We start from the raw sequence: 16,009 nt of genomic DNA, 5'->3' as shown, positions 1-16,009 counted from the left end.
AGGCCCAATCCAACTTGGTACCACTCCATCATCACTCCTAACTTGGCTTGCCGTGCGAGGCTGTTGGGTCGTTCATGTCGTCCGAGCTTGCCGCGACAAGCACTGCGAGTTTGAGACCGGCGTGGATTGTGAAGACGGTAAGCGCTAAAGCACCTGGCCCCCAAAAAAGGTAGCGCGGCCAAAGGAGAATTTCAGATGCGGCACCCGATTCAAAAGAGCCCATCGTCGCCTTGACTGCTGCGATGGCAAAAAAACCGCCAACGATGATCATCAACACAAAGTTCAGTGCTTCAAGCCAACGCCGACCTCGGGGTTGCAATGCGTCAAGTAAAAAAGACACCTTGGGATATGCGTCCTCTTTCAATGCAAATGCAAGTCCCAAAAAAGCCGCAGGAAACAAGAGCAGCGCTGTTGCCTCAGTCACCATGCCGTCTGGCTTAGATATGACATAGCGCATGAATACGCCATATGAAATCCAAAGCATCTGCACGATGATGATCATCGCGCCAATGCCTGCAAGCCAAACGGCAAGTCGCTCCACTTTTTGCAGTAATGCAGCCAGCATCATCATTTAGCAGAGTACTGCGTGAACAAAGCGCGTACTTTGTTGGCTTGGTCTAAGCCACAGGCCTTGTCCACTTCGGGTTTCCATTTGGCAGAAATCAAATCGGCCATGGCCTTGCGTTGAGCCGGCGGCACATTTGTAACCGTGCCTCCTTGCTTGACGGCATTGGCAATATCCGTATCAACAGACTTTTCATAGACGGGTTTGAGCCACGCTTCAGATTCACGAGCGGCGGCCATCAAGGCCGTTTGATCGGCTGGACTCAAGCCTTCAAATTTACGCTTGTTGATCATGTAATTGATGTTGCCGTAGAACAAATTGGCTTTCACCATATGTGGCATGACCCCCCAAAGCTTATTGGCGCTGTAGGTGGCGACGCCCATATTGATGCCGTCCACAACGCCGCGCTCAGCTGATTGAAAGACCTCTTTGGGAGCGATGAACACTGGTTTTCCACCCCATGTTTCGATCATCATCGAGACCAGGGGTCCAATCGAGCGCACCAACATGCCGTTCATCTTGGACAAATCAGTACCGGGCTTTTTGAACCACCACTCTTGATCGTACGAGTAATTGGAATTGATCAGTGGGACCAGGCCTGCCTTAGCAGCTTCGTCTTTCATGAGTGCGGAGTAGGCGGCATCAAGCTCGATTTGCTTACTCATGTCAACGACCATGGGGTACAGGGAAGTCACACGGTAGCAAGGCAACCTTTGATCGGCGGGAACCCAACTGATGTCTGAGACACCCCCTTGCATCGCATCAATACCCTCGCTCCAACCATGAAGCGTCGATGAGGGAAAAATTTGTATCTTCACTCGCCCAGAAGTTTTTGCCGCAGCCAGATCTGCAAACTTCTTGAATCCTTCATGGCGAGGATCTATTTCGTTGACATAGGTGGAAAGCCGCAAGGTTGTTTGGGCCATGACTGGTGGTGCCACACTGAGCAGTCCACCGAGTAAAGCCAATGTAATTTTCGAAAATTTCGTCATAAATGCTCCTGTGATGGGTGAAATAAAACGTCCTGCAGCAAAAAAATTAGGATGGTTTGTACCCGAACGCTGCCGGGTATCCAAACAAACCGACTGAGCCGCCCGTGTGAAGAAAGACGACGTTATCCGTGGCCTTGAAATGACCTTTTCGAATCAAATCGATGAGGCCTGCCATGCCCTTGCCTGAATAGACTGGATCGAGGAGCAACCCTTCGCTGCGGGCCAGAATCTCAACCGCCTCTACCATGCCGGGGGTCGGCAAGCCATAACCGGGCCCCACGTAGTCGCAATTGGCCACCACGGAGTCACGACCCAAACCCGCTCGCATGCCCATGTAGTCGAGTGTTCTGCAGGCCAGGTCGAACACCATGGTTTCCTGCTTTTCCTTTGGGGCCCGTGTACCGATTCCAAGCAACCGGATGTCACTGTTTGCTGCATACAGACCCGCCGCCAGTCCAGCTTGCGTCCCGGCGCTGCCCGTGGCGTGCACCAAATAATCAATTTTCAAGCCACGCGCAGCAGCCTGCTCGATCAACTCCAATGCCGCATTCACATACCCCAGAGCACCTACGGGATTGGACCCCCCTCCGGGAATCACATAAGGACGCATGCCATCGCTCTGCAAACGTGCAGCGGCCGCTTCCATCTCTTGTTGCATATTGGTGCCGCCGGCACGTCGCTCTACGGTGGCACCATGCAGACGATTGAGCAACACATTGCCGTTGTCTGTGTAATCTGGATCGGTGCTGCCTGTTCGGTCTTCCAGCAATATGAGGCATTTCATGCCCAGTTTGGCGGCAGCGGCAGCAGTCTGCCGGGCATGGTTTGATTGAGTGGCCCCTTGGGTAATCACGATATCCGCACGCGCTGCAACGGCCTCAGCCATGAGGTATTCGAGCTTGCGCGTTTTGTTCCCGCCTGACGCAAGACCGGTGCAATCGTCACGCTTGATCCACAGACGAGGGCCGCCCAAAAGTGACGTGAGGTTGGCCATCGGCTCGAGGGGGGTCGGGAAATGGCCAAGGCTGATGCGGGGAAAGCGAGATACATCCACGAGATTTGCCTCCTGATAAGGATGAATTCATCTTATAGACAGCCCTGCTCATTTGTCTAATCGAATTTATGAGGCGTATTTTTCGTTTTATGCATAGTTGGGCCATAGTCGTTTTGACACGGTTACGGATGAGAACTGCCTGTTCGCTTCGAAAATGCGTGCTGCACAGCGTTCAAAACCACCTACCAAGGATTGCTTTTTTGGTCGCCACGCTAAAGATAAATGCCTGGCTGGGTTGATTCAAACAACGTTGTTTCCCAATGTGCTTGATATCTCATGTCTGTTGAGGAGCTACATGGAAGTTGATTTTCGAAGTTGCCCAAAATTCGGGGCAGACCAGATGGCAAATTAAGTTGCACTCAACTTTTCGCATACCGACGACATTGCCAGGGTTTTGGCATTTGATTTTTCTGGCCGAATCTCCAGCTTGACTTCTCCGGCATCAACAACGCTCATACGCAGCGAAACTGGCAGACTTTCTTGTGCCAAGAACTTGTTCACGATCATCACACCGCCGCCACTTTACGTCTTGTCTATCTCTTGCCGTGTTTGTTGAATGAATGGCTAAGCACGATGGGCACACAGCGCAGAAATGAAGGGTCGCGCTGTTGCGATGGGTTCGTCACTTTTTTGTTCGACCCTGGTGGCATCACAGCTTGGTGCAAGAAATGTATTGAACGCTGCACTTCTTGTGGGTGAACGGGTGCCACAACGCCCCCAGAACACGACCATCCGCCAGAATGCAATGGCACTGAAGACCCCGTCACAGGCCTTACGCACCAAGATGAAACTGCTCACATGGTCGATGACAAGCCCCCATCGACCACAAGCGTTTGTCCGGTAATGAAACTGGCTTCGTCTGAGGCCAAAAAAGTGACCGCTGCCGCCAAGTCTTGCGCTTGCCCCCATCGACCGGCAGGGGTTCGCTTTTCCAACCATGCATTGAATGAAGGATCGGTCCACAGGGCCTCGGTCAACTCGGTCTGTATATAACCCGGTGCAATGGCGTTGACCGTCACACCTGCAGGCGCAAGTTCTGCGGACCATTGACGCACCAAGGCATGCAGAGCGCCTTTGGCGGCGGTGTAAGCACTGACATTTTCTCGCCCCAAAACAGCCGTGATGGATCCCGTAAACAGGATTCGCCCCTTTTTTCGGGACACCATGGACCGGGCAGCGTGTTGGGCCAAGGCCCACTGCGCCGTGAGATTGAATGCGACCACGCGCTGAAAGTCGGCCAAGTCAAACCCCAGCAGCGCAGCGCGATGTTGAATGCCTGCATTCGCAAACAAGATGTCCAGGGGACCCCACTCTTGCTCAATGCGATCCAGCGCTTGCACGCCAGCGACAGGGTCTCCCACATCAAAAGCCATGGCTTTGAAATCGAGGCCCTCATTCTTTCCACTGTCAACGGTGCGCTGTACCGATAAGGGATCTCGGCCATTGATGACCACGGTCGCCCCTTGCCTGGCCAATGTTTGGGCTGCGGCCAAGCCAATGCCTCGGGTGGAACCCGTCACCAACGCCAAGCGGCCCTTCAGACCGAACAGCGGTCGCTGCTCAATTTTCAAAATGCCACCTGTTGGCCGCCTTTTAAGTTCAACAGTTGTCTGGCTTCTGCCGGCGTCGCAATCTCGAGATTCAACGCCTCAAGCACCGTGCGAATGCGGCGCACTTGCTCCGCACTGGATTGGGCCAGTTGACCGGGGCCCATCCACAAAGAGTCCTCCAGTCCGACACGAACATGGGAGCCCATGGCCGCGCCCATGCTGGCAAGGGGAATTTGATTTTTACCAGCCCCCAGGATGGACCATTGGTACTGATCTCCAAACAGTCGGTCGGCCGTGCGACGCATGTGCATCAAATCTTCAGGATGGGCACCAATACCGCCCAGAATTCCAAAAACAGATTGAACAAAAAGTGGCCCTTTGACCAAGCCTCTGTCCATGAAGTGGGACAAGTTGTACAGGTGGCTGATGTCATAGCATTCAAATTCAAAGCGTGTGCCGTTGTCCGTACCCCTTCGCAGGATCGTTTCGATGTCTTTGTAGGTGTTCTTGAAAACCAGATCACGGCTGTTTTCCAAGTGCTGGCGCTCCCAGTCGTGCTGGAGGTTTTTGTAACGCTCGAGCATCGGAAAAAGGCCAAAGTTCATGGAGCCCATATTGAGCGAAGCCACTTCGGGCTGAAAACGCATCACGGGGCGCATGCGGTCTTCTACCGTCATGTGTGGACTGCCTCCCGTGGTGATGTTGATGACGGCGTCTGTACTGGCTTTGATCTTTTCCAAAAAGGGGACGAACAGCTCGGGGTCTTGCGAGGGTTTGCCGTCGACCGGATCGCGCGCGTGAAGGTGAAGAATGGCCGCGCCAGCCTGCGCTGCGTCAATCGCTGCTTTTGCAATTTCATCCGCGGTCACCGGAAGGTGTGGAGACATGCTGGGTGTGTGGATGGCGCCAGTTGGGGCGCAAGTGATGATGACCTTACGACTTTTGCTCATGTTTGACTCCTGATTTACGGTTGAGATTCGAGCATTTTTTTGTGCAATGCAAGCGCCATGAGCCGGCGATCTCGCCAGTTGCGCCGATCTCCTAAAGATTCTGTGGGGAGCATGGTTCGGCGTGCGGAATGGATCTCCTCAATCAATTGCTCAGACCATGGCGCCGTCGATACCTGCTCTTGGGCAATCGACTGGTACATGTCGCCGTAGCGATGGCAGTAATCGGCCAAGCCACCCGGCGCATTCAAATCGATGGTTTCAAAGGGCCCCATGAAAGACCATCGAAGACCCAAGCCTTCACGGATCGTGACGTCAAGTCCATCCACATCCACATACCCTTGCTCGACGAGTCTGAAGGCCTCTCGCAGCAAAGCGCCCTGCAAACGATTGAGGATGAAACCCTCCAGTTCGCGGCGCACGTGTACCGGCTTTTGTTTGACCCGATGCATCAAATCGATGCAAGACTGAACCGCCTCCTGCGAGGTCCAAGGGGCCCCACAAATTTCAACAACAGGCACCAAATAGGGCGGGTTAACGGGGTGCGCCACCAGGCAGCGCTGGCGGTGCTTCAGATTTTCAGTGAATGCTGAAGCCGGAATGCTGGAGGTGGAGCTGCCAATCACGGCCTGCTCTGGGGTCAGCGTGTCCAACTGGGCGTAAAGGGCTTGCTTGACGGCCAAAACTTCTGGAACACTTTCTTGCACGTAGTCCACGTTGGCCAGCGCATCAGCGAGCACCTCGCACACCTGGACGTGCGACATCAGAACTTCGGCATCCTCGACAAGACCACATTGCTGAAGCTCTTGGGCCAAGGTTGCGACCATTTCTCTGGCCGGTTTTAAGGCACTGGGATTGCCGTCCCACATTCGGACTTCACAACCGGCCCTTGCAAAAACCAGGGCCCAAGCCTGGCCAATCAGCCCAGAACCGACCACGGCAACAGTGAATTTTTTTGACATGTTGATCTTTCAGCTCAGTGCTTGCGTGTGGCCATCCACGGCGAGGGCTTGGCCGTTGATGCTGCGTGCCGCCTGGCTTGCAGCAAAGACCACCGTGTTCGCCACATCTTGGGGTGACACCATCCTGCCCAATGCGGACTGGTTTTCGTAATCGCTTGTGACATCGGCCAGCGGCTTGTTCATGATCTGGGCTTTGGCAGCGATCACTGCGCGAATGCGCGGACCATCCACCGCCCCGGGCAAAACAGCATTGCAGCGAATGCCTTCCTTGCCCAATTCAATGGCCAGTGATTTGGTCAATCCGATGACAGCCCATTTGGATGCGGAATAAGCCGATCGGCCAGGCATGCCCAAATGCCCCGCTGCAGAAGACATGTTGATGATGGAGGCTTGCGTCGAGCGCCGCAGGTGTGGAACGGCATGCTTGGCGCATAAAAACTGACCGACCACATTGACTTTGAGTGTCATCTCCAGATCGTTCAGATCCATTTCTTCAATGCGCGCTGTAGGTCCCGCAATCCCTGCGTTGTTGACCAGCACGTCCAAACCATGGAGTGCTTTTTGGGCGCGTTCGATCAAATGGATGACTTGCGCTTCGATCGACACGTCTGCCAGACAGCCACTCAAGCCAGGGTTGTCTTGCAAGGCCTTTTGCAAAGCTGACTCACTGACATCACAGATATAGACCTTCGCGCCGATCTTCAAAAATTCTTGTGCAGTCACCAAGCCGATGCCGCTGGCTCCCGCGGTGATCAAGACTTTGAGAGGGGTGGGAGTAGTTTCAATTTGCATGGGTTTTGGGGTTTTAAAAGTGATGGTTTAAACAGCAAGCATCAGATCCACAGCTTTTCACGCCGGTAGTCCAAGTCTTTGAGCAGTGGCAGCGCAGGTCCCAGATGAGAGATGCGCCCACGATCCAGCACAAGCGCGCGATCCGACAGGGCGAGTGTCAAATCCAAGTTGTGATCGACGATCAGCATGGTGACTTCCCCTTTGAGTTTCAATATCGCATTGAAAACCTCTTCGGTCATCGCGGGTGACAGGCCCTCAAAGGGCTCGTCCAGCAGCAAAACCTTGACATAGCCAGACAGCGCTCGCGCAATGGCCACCATTTGTTGTTCACCACCTGACAGGGATTCGACATTGACGTCGTAGCGTTCTTTCAGGCGAGGAAAGACATCAAAAATCCGCTCGTCGGTCCAGTTGTTTTTCCCGTGATTGGATCTTTTGAGTCGACCCAACATCAAGTTATCGCGCACCGTCAAACCGGGGAAAAGTCGGCGACCTTGCGGGACAAAGGCAATGCCCAGTCTGGCCATGACTTCGGGCACGGGTGTGGAAATGGATTGCTGATCAATGTGCACCTCACCTGCACCCAGCCTGGCCATGCCAATGAGGCTTTTGAGCAAGGTGGACTTTCCTGCACCGTTGCGCCCCAAGATCGCCAGTACCTCACCTTCTTTGGCTTCAAAACCAATGCCTGAAAGGATGTGGCTTTTACCGTAAAAAGCCTCAAGCCCATTGACTTGGATCGCGGTTTTTTCGCCGATGCGAGTAGGCACCACTTTTCGGGCCAAGGCTTCTGTGCCCGATCCGATGTAGATTTCCCTGACGCGGTGGTCCGCTTGGATTTGTTCAGACGTGCCTTCGACCAGCACCTCACCCATGCTCATCACGGTGATGCGGTCTGACAGCTCAAACACCCTGTCCACATCGTGCTCGACCAGCAAGACAGCGATGTGATTGGCCAGGTGGCGGATCAGCAAGCCAATTCGCTCACGCTCATTGGCGGATAGACCTGCCAAAGGCTCATCCAAGAGCAACATGGATGGCGCTGAGCCCAGCGCCAGGCCCATATCCACCAGGCGCTGACCGCCATACGAAAGATCCTCGGCCACGGCCAACTGCATGCCATCCACGCCTAAAAACTCAATCAACTCTGAGGTCTGTTGCTCCGTGGTCAGCAGGGTGTCTGCGCGCCGCAACATGGCAAAGCGACCGCCATCTCTGGCCATGACCGACAAGCGCAAATTTTCATGAACGCTCAAGCCTTTGAACAGGTTGGTGATTTGGAACGATCGGCTCAGCCCGGCTTGACACGTGGCGCATGGGTCTTCCTTGCCCAACACTTTGTCGCCCAATCGGATCGATCCGGTGTCCAGGCTGTACAGACCCGAGATCAAATTGAACAATGAGGTTTTGCCCGCTCCGTTGGGTCCAATCAGGGCATGCAAACCCAGCGGCTTGATGCTCAAGGAGACCTCATGGACGGCCCGTACCCCGCCAAAATGTTTGGACACGCCTTGGGCCACCAATGTTTCTTGGCAGTTCGTCGGCAAAAACGAGGGAATGGGTCGGGCAACGCTGGGGACTTTTCTGGCTGACATGGCCGCCGCGGTGATCAATGGTGGGCGAATCCACCGCATCAGGCGCTGACCAATGCCCACCAATCCAGACGGTGAGAGCAAAACAAATCCAACAAAAACCAGCCCAAAGTAGAGCAGCCAGTTTTCTGTGAACTGCGACAGATATTCACGGAACAACAAGAAGAATATGGCACCAATGATGGGGCCTGCAAAACTGCGCATGCCACCGATGAGCACCATCGCCAACAGTTCGCCTGAGAACTGTACCGACAGCATTTCGGCCGATGCGATTCGGTGGTTCAAAACAAACAGGCCACCGGCCAGTCCTGTCACCGTTGCAGAAATGACAAACGCGACCAGTTTGTAGCGCTGAATGGGGTATCCAATGAACCGTGTGCGCTGTTCATTTTCTCGAATCGCCACCAACACTTTTCCAAACGGTGAGTGCATCAACCGGAGCATGAATGCACCGACAAGCAAGGCCAGCACCGCCACAAATCCGTAGAAAACCCAAGGGTCATCCAACTTGAGGCCCATGATCGCTTGGCGCTCAATGCCCCCCAAACCATTTTCTCCCCCCGTCAATGCGGTCCAGCGGTAGGCGACCGTGAAGGTCAATGCGCTCAAGGCCAGCGTCAGCAAGGAAAAATAAACGCCCTTGCGCCTCAAAATCACGGCCCCCAGCACTGCGGCGCTGCCCATCACCAAGCCTATGGCCAGCACCAAGGGAAGGACCACAGATTCAGGAAAGAAGTGCTTTTGGAACAGGGCCACGGCATAAGCGCCAAGACCGAACCATGCACCATGGCCAAATGAAACCAAACCCGTATGACCCAGCAACAGGTTCAGGCCCAAGCCCACCATGGCCAGCAACACGCAATCCACGACAGAGGTCATCGTCAAGCCACCGGCCATGAGGGCCCATGGAAGCAGCACCAAGCCCGCCAGCATGCCTAAAAAGACACGCCTTTCATGATTGGCGGCTGTACCCGTGCCAGAACTTGCGCTCGAAGAAAAAGAGGAGTGTGTCTGTGTGCTCATGATTTACTCCAACCTGTCCATGCGTTCACCCATCAGTCCCCGTGGGCGCAAGAGTAAAACTGCCAGCATCAACACGTAAAGCGAGGCTTCCGAGGCGGCGGGATAAAAGTAGGTGGTCAGGCCACGGATCACGCCCACCAAAAGTGCGGCCGCGACAACGCCCCAGAAGCTGCCCAGACCACCAATCACAACCACAACAAAAGCTGCCGTCATGATTTCGTGCCCCATCGCCGGATGGACACCGCTGATGGGCGCCAGCAGCACGCCAGCCAATCCGGCCAAGCCAATACCCAGGCCGCAGACGGCGGTCAATATCGGCGCCAGTGAGATGCCCAGCGCTCGGACCATATCGGGATCAGAGACACCCGCCTTCACCACTTTTCCAAAGGGTGTTTTGTTCAGCAGGAGCCAAGTCAATAGCAAGGCCACACTGGCGATACCCAGCATGCCCAGTCGGTAATAGGGGTACATGAAATCGCCCGCCATCATCTGGCCTCGTGCAAATTCGGGAATATTGAATTGCAAGGGAGACGCCCCGTAGACGATCCGCAAGGCTTGCTCAATCACCATGGCCAATCCAAAAGTGAACAGCAAGCTGAGCGCCGGATCTGCCTTGTAAAAATGGCGCAGGAACAAACGCTCCAAGACCATCCCCAAGACCGCCACCAGCAGCGGTGCGGCCACAAAGGCGACGCCATACCCGGCGATCTGGGTGATTTGAACCATGAAATAGGCGCCGATGGCAAACAAGGCACCATGTGCAAGATTGACCACGCCGCCTAGGCTGAAAATGATGGACAAGCCCAATGCAATCAGCAGGTAGTAAACGCCCATCAGCAAGCCATTGAGCACTTGCTCCAGCAAAAACACAATTTCATTGGCCAAAGCCATCTCCCCTCGGATAAAAGATTGCCAGGCATCCCTGATGGATGCCTGGCATGTGGCCCATCAAGTGAAGTTGCAGGCGTTTTCCTGGCGTGTTGGCGCCAGAACTTCCAGACTTTCATTGGCACCGGGTACTGGCGCGCTGGTTTCCATGACGTCCCACTTGTTCGCCGCTTTGCCCGCCACGGGTTTGACGGTGTACATCTCAAACATCAGTTGGTGGTCCCACGGACGGAAATAGCCCTCACGTGCGCGCAACACATCAAATTTGACGCCACTTTCGAGGTAAGCAATCAGTTTTTGAGTGTCAGCCGATTTGGTTTCCTGCATCGCTCTGGCCAATATCTTGATGGCCAAGTAGTCGGCGACGGCCTGATTGTCTGGTGGGCGTCCAAAGCGCTTGGTGAAGCGTTCGGTGAATGCTTTGGCAGACGGTGCATTGACTTGGTGTGTCCAAATGATGGGCCATGTACCTTGGAAGCTGCCTTCTCCGGCGCCCCAAATACTGACAGCATTCAGGTCTGCACCCGCCAAAGGAATCGGCAGATTGAATTCCTTGTATTGCTTCATGAAGTTGGTGGTGGAGTTACCGGCCAGGTTGCTCATCACCAAGTCGGGTCGTTGCTGGCGCACTTTCAGAATCAATGAGCTGAACTCGGTCGCATCAGTGGGCACCATGTCGTTCGAGATGAAAATGGCACCGTTTTCGTCCATGAAGCGTTTGGTCTTTTCAAACAAGTCGTGACCGAATGCATAGTCTGCGGTGAATGCCATCCAGCGTTTGCCCTTCACCATGTTTTGGCGCAGCATTTCGCGTCCAACGGTTTTCACATACATGCTGTTGTTGGCTTCCAGGTGGAACATGAAACGGCTGCAGCTTTTGCCTCGCAGTTCGTCTGAGTTGCAGCCTGTTTGCAAAAACATCTTTTGTGCACGTGTGGCCACTTGAGAGATGGCCAGGCCAGAGGCTGAGCTGATTTCGCCCACCAAAAAGTCCACTTTGTCGCGCTCGACCATGCGCTGGGCTTTGGTCGATGCTGTTTGCGGATTGACGCTGTCCTCAAACATAACATCAAACGGACGGCCAAGCACACCGCCTGCTGAGTTGACTTCTTCCATGGCCAGCGTGGCGCCCATCACAGCGTATTCGCCCATGGGTCCCAAAAATCCAGTTCGGGGGGTCAAGTGTCCGATTTTGAAGGCGCTGGGCTGCGCTCGAACAAATGCGGGCGCCGACAGTCCGACGGCTGCCGTTGCCGCGGCACTCACCACCAGTCGCCGCTTTTGTTGATCGGGTGAAAGCTTCTTTTCAGTCATGGGCTGTCTCCTTGTAGGTCCATTGGACGTTGTGATCGAAGCCACAAAATTTGGCTCCTGGCACCACAATAATCTGTGATCACAGATCAAACATCGGTGATAACCCTTTGTCCGTGTCCCTGTGTTTACGCGCTAAGCTCGCCCAATGGATCTTGAAAACATGTCAGCCACCCAACTTCTTACCCCGTTGAAGCGCCAAACCTTGAGCGCAGATGTCTACGGACAATTCAAAGAGTTGTTGATCAGCGGACGCATGATGCCGGGCGAGCAAATTTCATTGCGCAGCATGGCGGAGGCCTTGGGTGTGAGTGTCATGCCCGTGCGTGAAGCTGTTCAGCGCTTGACAGCGGAGCAGGCGCTGGAGTTGTTGCCCAATAGAACCCTGCGCGTGCCTTTGATGACTGTGAGTCAATTCAGGGAGATCACCAGCATACGCAAGAATCTCGAGGGACTTGCCGCAGCGACAGCGGCTCAATGCTTGAGCAAAGAGGCCACTCAGCAGATCGTCATGTGGCATGACAGCTTTATCCGGGAGATGAACAATGAGGTGCCCGATGGTGCGCAGCTGATTCATCTGAACAAGGAACTGCATTTCGCCATTTACCGTGGCGCTCAAATGCCGGTCATGATGCAATTGATCGAAGCATTGTGGTTGCGCATTGGACCGATCCTGAATTACGACATGCGATCAGGTCCGGTGCGCGTCGGTCAGCGCACGGCCTTGACCCACCACGCCAGCATGGTCGACTCGATTCTCAGGCGCGATGCTGACAAGGCTCGCCGTGCCCTGGAGTCAGACATTCAAAGTGCCGCGGACTTCATCATTTCTGTGGGTGTCCTTGTCTCTGCTGACGGCGCATCGTGATTGGATCGAACGCACAAGGCGACAACCCTAACCGGTCGCCATTGTGGTGCAGCAGACAGACCTGTGTCACCGCTTCCCCTATCTTGGGACCTCTGGCTGTGCTCGCGCCATGGTGGCGGGAGGATGGGCCAGTGATCTGTCTTCGCAGACAAGGAGTCCCGCCATGCACACTTCTCACCCACTGATTCGAATCTCAGGCACGGCCTTGTTCGCTGTGGCCTCCCTGATTTTGTCCGCCTGTTCTGGCATGACGCAGCAAGAAAAGAACACCGCCATTGGCGCGGGGGTCGGTGCCATTGGTGGCTCGATACTGACCGGCGGCAGCACCACCGGCACCTTGGGTGGCGCCGCAGTGGGTGGGGTGATCGGGCACGAAGTCAACAAACCCGCCAAGTGAGGCACGGCCATGCTTGAAACCATTGCCATCATCTTGGTCTTGTTGTGGCTGGTGGGCTTGGTGTCTTCTTACACCATGGGAGGGTTGATCCATGTTTTGCTGGTCATCGCCATCGTGGTGGTCCTGGTGCGCGTGATTCAAGGTCGCCGTCTTTAAAGCCAACACGGCGGCGCAAGCCCCGCTCACTGGGCATGAAAAAAGCCTGCACCTTTTGGGGGTGCAGGCTTTTTGCTCAGCAGAACTCAGCGCTGTTGTTGTGACCCGGTCACTTCCACATCAACGCGGCGGTCTACTCGCAAGCAGGTGATCAAGGCCTGGCTTGCCTTCATGCCTTTGCAATCGCTGGACTGGGTTTCAGGCTGTGTTGAACCCACGCCAATGGCGGTCACTTTGGCGGCGGGCATGCCGCCCACTTGGACCAAGTAGTTGCGAACAGCCTCTGCACGGCGCATGGACAACTTGTCGTTGTAGGCTTTGGACCCCAATCGGTCTGTGTGCCCCGTGACCTGAATGGCCTCGTCATTCACATCCTTGAGCTCCAGGAGCAATTTGTCCAAGGCTTGTTTGCCATCGGCTTGCAAGTTGTCCTGATCAAAGCCAAACAAAGAATCGGCCTCCAGCTTGACTTTGACCCAAGGCTTGGGTGCCGGTTGAGGTGGCACAACTGGCACCACCGCTGGCGCTGGGGTCACCACAGGCGCTTGGGCAACCACTGGCGGCGGCGTGTAAACCGGCTCGGCTGCGGGCGCCACATAAGGGGCATAAGCCGACTTGCTTGCAGGCGCTGCGCCACCAAAGCGGTACACCAGTCCCAAAGAAACCAGGTCGACGTTGGCACGCTGCCCCACCGAATCATTGACCCGATAGCGCTCACCTTCGAGACGCAAAGTCAGTGCCGGCGTGAATGCGTACTGGGTGCCCAAACCATACTTGTAGTTGGTCTCGCGCTTGCTGGTTGCAGTCGGGGTGACGGCCGCAGCGCCTGTGCCACTGAATGTGCCCTTGGTTTGTGCGTAGGCTGCACCCACGCGACCGAGCAAAGACCAACGGTCGGTGATCGGCAATGTGCCCACCAGATCCAGGTTCAAGCCCTTGATCCGCAAAGAGCCAGCCAAAGTACCAGCAGGCGTGGTGCTGGCATCAAAACCAAAACGCCCCAAATCAAAATAACCGGTCTCAACAGCCCAATTGGGGCTCATGGGAAAACCCAGAAAGGCTTTGTAGCCCGTGCCCTTTTGGTCGATGGTCAATGCATCGGTGGTGAAACCGGTGCCAAGCAGACTTTGTGGGATGCGTGCATTGTCAATTTTCGCCGTGGATTCACCTGCACTGATGCCCATGTAAAGGCCTGTGTTGGTGGCGCCCTCTTGTGCGTACAACGCCGGACTGGCCGCAAGGGCCAAAGCCAGCATCGCCGAATGGGGTTTGATGTCAAATCGTTTCATGTCTGTTACTCCAAAAAAATGGCGAGATGCCTGTATCAAAAAAGAGCGCAAATCAAGTGGGGCCAGCAGGGGGTGTGGCTTTCCTCTGGGGGTTTTCACTGAGCAAGCGTCGCATCAAAATCAGCCATGCAGGATCGCGCAATGCGTCTGCAAGCATGGCCCTCGAAACAGCCAAGCGCTGGACAGGCGTCAAACCGGTGCTCATGCTGCATGTGCTGGCTGTAAGGCCTGAAGATCCAACTGAATTTGTGTCTGGATTTCCCTCAGGATCGGTTGCAAGTGGAGGCTGCGTGCCCTCCACCAGCAAAGCAAACTGACGACCAGGCTGCTGACTGGCAATGCCACCAAGAGCCAGGCGTGTGTGGCGTTTTGCAGAGGCAACGCAGACCACAGCATCAAAGCAACGCCGCCGAAAATCAGCGCCAGCAACATCGCCAGCGCGCTGAGCCCATACATCACCCATCTGTTTTTGAGTGTGCACAGGTAGCGGGCCGTCAACTCACTGGCCAGGTCTGCATACGCTTGCGCATGCGACTGGAGTAATTGAGGCGGCAGCAACAGCAGTTTCAGCAGCGTGGACATCAATGCTGGCGTGATCGCATGAACCAGGAAACCGCCAACGCAGCGACAGCACCTGTGCCTGCCGCGATCAGGACCGCGTTGAAAGGCGAGTGCTGAATGAGGTGCTCCGTGGTGACGCGCACATGGTGGGCTTCTTTCTCAAGTTTGTGCTTGGCGTCTGCATAAGCGTCTTTGCCTGATTCCTCCAAGTTGTGCAGTTCGTCTTTGGCTCGGTGACTCATGCGGTTCATGGCAGGCTGAGCAACTTGCAAGGCCTCATTCACGTTGCTGGAAATATTGGCGCCCAATGCCGAAATTTTTTCGTGTGCTGTTTTTTGATCTGACATAAAAGCCTTTAATGAATGGAACCAATGGAGAGGCCCACTTTAAAAGCGCAGGCATGCAGGCGTCTGTGGTGTGGCACACCGATGAACAAAAAAAGCAAGCAGATTTTTTAAATTACTCAGCTTCATCCATGGCATGAACATGCGCCCAGAAATTGGACGATTTCCTGTCCTGGATCAAGTCGGTACACTGTGTTTGTTTGATCATGGTGCGACCGGTGCCGAAATTTTTTAGTTTTCTACCTGCATCGGTTCTTTGAAATGGATAGCCGTCTTGCCGGTAGTGTTGGGTGATTTTTTCGGCCATTTCATACAGCGCGGGCAAACTGATTTCACGGCCAGATTCAAAGCCCGCCACGCGTTGCAACTCCGATGCGGAATAAGCCGTGGCCCCCGTCACATTCAGTTGCTTCACCACAAAGACAGCCCCAGCTTGAGGTGCTGCTGACTGGGTGACCTGCGGTGCCAACTTCACAGGGGGAGTGATGACGGGCATCTCGGGCACCACCGGTATCTGCTGCATTTGTCCACCTGCACTCGGCACCGATTGGGCTGTTGCGCCTTGTGCCACCAGCACGAAAAAACAAGGAAGCCAAATTTTTTTTCTTCATGTGCGCTTTCGGTTGAAACCATTGATCGGCAAATCCGAGTTCATGTTCCATCGAAGTACCTGTCATGTCGGTGCGCTGTTGCACACTCCTGGCGAATTAAGCCCAGC

General features: G+C 54.8%; 17 protein-coding genes. 3 read left to right on the top strand and 14 right to left on the bottom strand.

What is annotated here, in order from left to right; translation table 11 throughout:
* Positions 1–37: 37 nt before the first annotated feature.
* From LHAB_RS05460 to LHAB_RS05415, 10 genes are all read right to left on the bottom strand, one after another.
* Entirely contained in the window at positions 38–571 is a 534-nt protein-coding gene (locus LHAB_RS05460) for a TRAP transporter small permease (RefSeq protein WP_090044419.1), read from the bottom strand.
* Complete coding sequence (dctP, locus tag LHAB_RS05455) at positions 568–1,557, bottom strand: TRAP transporter substrate-binding protein DctP (RefSeq protein ID WP_090044416.1); 990 nt, start codon at positions 1,555–1,557, stop codon at positions 568–570. The genes LHAB_RS05460 and dctP overlap by 4 nt, the downstream gene beginning before the upstream one ends.
* 46 nt (positions 1,558–1,603) lie before the next feature.
* Positions 1,604–2,611 carry a D-cysteate sulfo-lyase gene (locus tag LHAB_RS05450; protein ID WP_090044413.1) on the bottom strand — a complete coding sequence of 336 codons (1,008 nt, stop codon included), beginning with the start codon at positions 2,609–2,611 and terminating at the stop codon, positions 1,604–1,606.
* A 794-nt stretch (positions 2,612–3,405) separates the two neighbouring features.
* Complete coding sequence (locus tag LHAB_RS05445; RefSeq protein WP_228763355.1) at positions 3,406–4,182, bottom strand: SDR family NAD(P)-dependent oxidoreductase; 777 nt, start codon at positions 4,180–4,182, stop codon at positions 3,406–3,408.
* Complete coding sequence (locus LHAB_RS05440) at positions 4,179–5,111, bottom strand: 3,5-dioxohexanoate:acetyl-CoA acetone transferase (RefSeq protein ID WP_090044411.1); 933 nt, start codon at positions 5,109–5,111, stop codon at positions 4,179–4,181. The genes LHAB_RS05445 and LHAB_RS05440 overlap by 4 nt, the downstream gene beginning before the upstream one ends.
* A gap of 14 nt (positions 5,112–5,125) precedes the next feature.
* Positions 5,126–6,070: a 3-hydroxyacyl-CoA dehydrogenase gene (locus tag LHAB_RS05435; RefSeq protein ID WP_090044408.1), complete on the bottom strand. Its 945-nt coding sequence runs from the start codon at positions 6,068–6,070 to the stop codon at positions 5,126–5,128.
* A 9-nt stretch (positions 6,071–6,079) separates the two neighbouring features.
* On the bottom strand, positions 6,080–6,862 hold the full coding sequence (locus LHAB_RS05430) for an SDR family oxidoreductase (RefSeq protein ID WP_090044405.1): 783 nt from the start codon (positions 6,860–6,862) through the stop codon (positions 6,080–6,082).
* 41 nt (positions 6,863–6,903) lie between these two features.
* Positions 6,904–9,477 carry a branched-chain amino acid ABC transporter ATP-binding protein/permease gene (locus tag LHAB_RS05425; RefSeq protein WP_228763354.1) on the bottom strand — a complete coding sequence of 858 codons (2,574 nt, stop codon included), beginning with the start codon at positions 9,475–9,477 and terminating at the stop codon, positions 6,904–6,906.
* A gap of 3 nt (positions 9,478–9,480) precedes the next feature.
* Positions 9,481–10,368 (bottom strand): branched-chain amino acid ABC transporter permease, encoded by an 888-nt coding sequence (locus LHAB_RS05420; protein WP_090044402.1) that lies wholly within the window; start codon positions 10,366–10,368, stop codon positions 9,481–9,483.
* 57 nt (positions 10,369–10,425) lie between these two features.
* Positions 10,426–11,679 (bottom strand): ABC transporter substrate-binding protein, encoded by a 1,254-nt coding sequence (locus LHAB_RS05415; RefSeq protein ID WP_090044400.1) that lies wholly within the window; start codon positions 11,677–11,679, stop codon positions 10,426–10,428.
* A gap of 160 nt (positions 11,680–11,839) precedes the next feature.
* Between LHAB_RS05415 and LHAB_RS05410 the strand changes: the two genes are divergently transcribed.
* The 3 genes from LHAB_RS05410 to LHAB_RS14635 all read left to right on the top strand — a co-directional run bounded on the left by LHAB_RS05410 (position 11,840) and on the right by LHAB_RS14635 (position 13,097).
* Positions 11,840–12,544 (top strand): GntR family transcriptional regulator, encoded by a 705-nt coding sequence (locus LHAB_RS05410; protein WP_090047705.1) that lies wholly within the window; start codon positions 11,840–11,842, stop codon positions 12,542–12,544.
* A 163-nt stretch (positions 12,545–12,707) separates the two neighbouring features.
* Positions 12,708–12,941 carry a glycine zipper 2TM domain-containing protein gene (locus LHAB_RS05405; protein WP_090044397.1) on the top strand — a complete coding sequence of 78 codons (234 nt, stop codon included), beginning with the start codon at positions 12,708–12,710 and terminating at the stop codon, positions 12,939–12,941.
* Positions 12,942–12,950: 9 nt separating this feature from the next.
* Positions 12,951–13,097, top strand: a complete 147-nt coding sequence (locus tag LHAB_RS14635; protein ID WP_194943107.1) for a lmo0937 family membrane protein — start codon at positions 12,951–12,953, stop codon at positions 13,095–13,097.
* 86 nt (positions 13,098–13,183) lie between these two features.
* Here the strand turns inward: LHAB_RS14635 and LHAB_RS05400 are convergent, their stop codons facing one another.
* The 4 genes from LHAB_RS05400 to LHAB_RS05385 all read right to left on the bottom strand — a co-directional run bounded on the left by LHAB_RS05400 (position 13,184) and on the right by LHAB_RS05385 (position 15,814).
* Positions 13,184–14,386, bottom strand: coding sequence for an OmpA family protein (locus LHAB_RS05400; RefSeq protein ID WP_090044395.1), 1,203 nt, complete (start codon positions 14,384–14,386; stop codon positions 13,184–13,186).
* 201 nt (positions 14,387–14,587) lie between these two features.
* A complete protein-coding gene (locus LHAB_RS05395) occupies positions 14,588–14,884 on the bottom strand; it encodes a hypothetical protein (RefSeq protein WP_194943106.1) in 297 nt (98 codons plus the stop codon).
* 83 nt (positions 14,885–14,967) lie between these two features.
* Positions 14,968–15,294: a hypothetical protein gene (locus LHAB_RS05390; RefSeq protein ID WP_090044390.1), complete on the bottom strand. Its 327-nt coding sequence runs from the start codon at positions 15,292–15,294 to the stop codon at positions 14,968–14,970.
* A 112-nt stretch (positions 15,295–15,406) separates the two neighbouring features.
* Positions 15,407–15,814 (bottom strand): POTRA domain-containing protein, encoded by a 408-nt coding sequence (locus LHAB_RS05385; RefSeq protein ID WP_194943105.1) that lies wholly within the window; start codon positions 15,812–15,814, stop codon positions 15,407–15,409.
* Positions 15,815–16,009: the final 195 nt, after the last annotated feature.

It is taken from the genome of Limnohabitans sp. 2KL-27 (assembly GCF_001269345.1).
GTDB lineage: Bacteria > Pseudomonadota > Gammaproteobacteria > Burkholderiales > Burkholderiaceae_C > Limnohabitans_A.
This window is presented reverse-complemented; position numbering and strand designations above follow the sequence as displayed.

Bases quoted from the DNA above. Each gene is read 5' to 3' on its own strand.
- LHAB_RS05460 (WP_090044419.1), bottom strand. From the start codon at position 571: ATGATGATGCTGGCTGCATTACTGCAAAAAGTGGAGCGACTTGCCGTT.
- dctP (WP_090044416.1), bottom strand. From the start codon at position 1,557: ATGACGAAATTTTCGAAAATTACATTGGCTTTACTCGGTGGACTGCTC.
- LHAB_RS05440 (WP_090044411.1), bottom strand. From the start codon at position 5,111: ATGAGCAAAAGTCGTAAGGTCATCATCACTTGCGCCCCAACTGGCGCC.
- LHAB_RS05435 (WP_090044408.1), bottom strand. From the start codon at position 6,070: ATGTCAAAAAAATTCACTGTTGCCGTGGTCGGTTCTGGGCTGATTGGC.
- LHAB_RS05430 (WP_090044405.1), bottom strand. From the start codon at position 6,862: ATGCAAATTGAAACTACTCCCACCCCTCTCAAAGTCTTGATCACCGCG.
- LHAB_RS05425 (WP_228763354.1), bottom strand. From the start codon at position 9,477: ATGAGCACACAGACACACTCCTCTTTTTCTTCGAGCGCAAGTTCTGGC.
- LHAB_RS05420 (WP_090044402.1), bottom strand. From the start codon at position 10,368: ATGGCTTTGGCCAATGAAATTGTGTTTTTGCTGGAGCAAGTGCTCAAT.
- LHAB_RS05415 (WP_090044400.1), bottom strand. From the start codon at position 11,679: ATGACTGAAAAGAAGCTTTCACCCGATCAACAAAAGCGGCGACTGGTG.
- LHAB_RS05410 (WP_090047705.1), top strand. From the start codon at position 11,840: ATGTCAGCCACCCAACTTCTTACCCCGTTGAAGCGCCAAACCTTGAGC.
- LHAB_RS05405 (WP_090044397.1), top strand. From the start codon at position 12,708: ATGCACACTTCTCACCCACTGATTCGAATCTCAGGCACGGCCTTGTTC.
- LHAB_RS14635 (WP_194943107.1), top strand. From the start codon at position 12,951: ATGCTTGAAACCATTGCCATCATCTTGGTCTTGTTGTGGCTGGTGGGC.
- LHAB_RS05400 (WP_090044395.1), bottom strand. From the start codon at position 14,386: ATGAAACGATTTGACATCAAACCCCATTCGGCGATGCTGGCTTTGGCC.
- LHAB_RS05390 (WP_090044390.1), bottom strand. From the start codon at position 15,294: ATGTCAGATCAAAAAACAGCACACGAAAAAATTTCGGCATTGGGCGCC.
- LHAB_RS05385 (WP_194943105.1), bottom strand. From the start codon at position 15,814: ATGCAGCAGATACCGGTGGTGCCCGAGATGCCCGTCATCACTCCCCCT.